Source organism: Mesonia oceanica, assembly GCF_902499555.1.
Taxonomy (GTDB): Bacteria; Bacteroidota; Bacteroidia; order Flavobacteriales; family Flavobacteriaceae; genus Mesonia; species Mesonia oceanica.
Genome location: NZ_CABVMM010000035.1, coordinates 1 through 3,179 on the forward strand (window position 1 = coordinate 1; position 3,179 = coordinate 3,179).

Sequence of the window (3,179 nt, forward strand, 5' to 3'; positions counted from 1 at the left end):
GTTCAGTGTGGAGTACCTCGAGCCAGGGGTGCCCGCAGAGGATGGCGGCATCGGCGTGCCCAGGCCTACGACCTTCAAGAACCACTTTACAATGAAAAGGTAGTTCCAAAGGAGAGAAAAGAATAAAAGAAGCCCCCTGAAAACAGTTCAGGGGGCTTTTTTTATTACAGTTGTCAAGGATTTTTTAAAACAGGATGGTTCTTAATAAAGCTTTTTAAAAACGTATATATGAGATTGACAGGTGATACTATAAACTCTGACTGATCAAGGCTTATATTATAGCTTTATTGGATTTTAATTTGTTTTAACCTTTTAAGGGAAATTCGGTTTTTTATTAACTTATTGCAGTAAGAGCTCATTTCAATAAAAAACTTAGTCAAATTAAATTTTTTATTTTTTTAGGTAGGAATTATTACTATTTGATTGTTATAATTTAAAATGAAATAATTCATTGATTATTTTCTGAAGAAAAAGTTAATAATTTATTATTTTGTGCCGTCAAATAAAACCTTAATAAATGAAGCTAGTAAATATTCGATTTTTTATAGTGATTCTGATCTTCTTTTTTAAATTAGAAGCAAATTGTCAAAGTAACAGCAATAATGTTTTTAAAGTAAATATTAATCAGCTAGATGTATTTTTGAAAGAAGCATATACTGATGAGGAGGTGAAACTTATTTATGATGATACTTTAAGACTAAAAGAAATTAAAGAAGATTTGTCAAGAATAAGAATAGTAAAGGCTAATAAAGAATTTGTTAAAAGATTTCCTGAATTAGAATTGAAGAAGGGGGTTAAAAAACAATCTAATACATTTGAAAATTTCAATCCTCATGCTTTTAATCCTTTATTTTATGAATTAGATTATGGTTCTAACTTTAAGAAAAATGCTTATCATCTAGAAAATACAGCATATTATATAGTAATTGTTACAAAAAAATAAACTTATGAAAAAAATAATACTTTTAGTATTTGCAATATTTCCTATGTTGTTATTTTCTCAGGATATTAATATGGGAGACCAAACTAGTGCTGTTCAATGTTCAGGTATGTTTTATGATAGTGGAGGTCCTGCAGGGATTTATAATGAAACCCCTTCTACGATAACATTTTGTCCTGAAAATGATACAGAAGTAGTCACATTAAACTTTCAACAGTTTTTGGTTTCAGGTAGTGATTTTTTAATAATTTATGATGGTGATTCCACAAATGCATCACAGCTTGGTCAATATACGGGAGATTTTAGCCCGGGTTTCGTGATTCCAAGTATTAGTAACGAAAGTGGATGTTTGACAGTTGAGTGGGTTCCCAATGGAGAAGTTTCACCATTACCAGGTTGGTCTGCTGAAATCGGTTGTCAACAGGAATGTCAAAGTATTGTAGCTTCCATAAGCGCAACGAATGTTCCTGAAGTGGAGCCGGATGTTTTTGGTACTTGTGTTTCTCAAGGCGCTGTTGATTTTGTTGGTTCTGCAACTTTCTCAAATGGAATAGACGAAAATGCTACTTATGAATGGGATTTTGGGAATGGACAAACAGCTAGTGGGACAAATGTTACTGCTACTTATTCGGCAGCTGGATTATATTTCGTTACCCTCGAGGTGAAGGACGAACCTAATTGTCCTGGGAATACTGTACAAGCTAAAGTCCAAGTAGCATTAGAACCTGAATATAATTCTTCGGTGAGCAGTAATGTGCTATGTGAGGGTGAAAGTGTTATATTACAAGGAGAAATAACTCCTGTCGAGTATCAACAGCAAGTGGCACCCCCGATAACAGGAACAACATTCCTTCCAGATGGTAGTGGGATCTCTTATGAAACTTGTATTACTGTAGATGTATTTCAGGAAGGGGAAATTATCGAAACCGCAGAAGATTTACTTAATATATATTTGAATATTGAGCATTCCTATACAGGGGATTTGGATATAAGTATTACAGCTCCAAATGGGGTAGAAGTGTTTTTGTTTACCCAAGCAGGGGGCAGTAATTATTTTGGTGAGCCTATAGATAATGACGCTAATCTTAATCCTGGAGTTGGATATGATTACTATTTTTCAGAATCTGCAAGTGCAACAATGGCCGCTTCTTTTTTAGGAGGAGGACAATCTTTGCCAGCAGGCTCTTATCTGCCTGTGGGACAGTTTTCTGATTTAATAGGGACACCTTTAAATGGAGAATGGTGTATAACGGTTACTGATAATATAGGGTCTGATAATGGTTATATTTTTGAATGGGGATTAAATTTTGATCCTAATATTATTCCTCCAGAAAGTCAGTTTACTCCAACTATTGTAAGTGAATATTGGGAAAATTACCAAGGAGAGGGTGCCGATGTGGAGCTAACGCCTCCCCCAGGAGTTCACTGTTATATATTCCATATGGAAGATGATTATGGTTGTGAATATGATGAAGAGGTTTGTATAACGGTATATGAAATGCCAGAAGTAAATAATATTGATCAATTAGATTATCAAGACTGTTTTTCCCCTGGTCAAACTTCAATAGTTTTTGATTTAACAGAAAAAAATGATTTAGTTATAGGGGAACAAGACGAATCTCAATTTTCAGTTTTTTATTATGAAAGTCAGTCAGATGCTGAAATAGGGGCTGATACATCGATAACTTCTTACGAAGTGACTGCAGAAGGAGATTATACCTTATATGTTAGAATTGAAAATGATGATAATACTTCTTGTTATAGTATAGAACCATTTACCATTTCCGTAGGGGAAACAACGATAGCTACTCCTCCCTCTCAGGAAGAATGTGATGATGATCTTGATGGTCAATCAGTTTTTAATTTAACCGAAGATGAGGATATTACTTTGGATGGTCAGAACCCTAATAATTATTCGGTTTCTTATTATGAATCACAAGAAGCTGCGGATGAAGGTGATTTAAGTGAAGCAATTCCTAATCCAGACACTTATTCTATATCTAATGGTAACCATATCATTTATGTTAGAGTGGGAAATAATTCCAATCCTGATTGTTATTTAACAACTAGTTTTGAAGTTGTAGGATATTTTCCTGGTATTGTGAATAGCATGGAGCCTATGGAAGACTGCTTTGAAAACTTAACGGATGCTTTTTATGATTTGGAAGAAAATACCGCTGCAATCTTGGGTAATCAGGACCCGGACAATTTTGAAGTGTCCTACCACACCACCCCAGAA

The 3,179-nt window shown here is 34.4% G+C and carries 2 protein-coding genes; both read left to right on the forward strand.

The annotated features are described in order from the left end of the window. Positions 1 to 517: 517 nt before the first annotated feature. Complete coding sequence (locus tag FVB9532_RS19115; protein WP_150546783.1) at positions 518 to 943, forward strand: hypothetical protein; 426 nt, start codon at positions 518 to 520, stop codon at positions 941 to 943. 4 nt (positions 944 to 947) lie between these two features. Further along, positions 948 to 3,179, forward strand: a 2,232-nt coding sequence (locus tag FVB9532_RS19120; protein WP_150546784.1) for an FIDD domain-containing protein, incomplete at its 3' end; no start/stop codon positions are given.

What these genes read in the sequence shown, in the direction of transcription:
- FVB9532_RS19115 (WP_150546783.1), top strand. Translation starts at nt 518, where the DNA reads ATGAAGCTAGTAAATATTCGATTTTTTATAGTGATTCTGATCTTCTTT.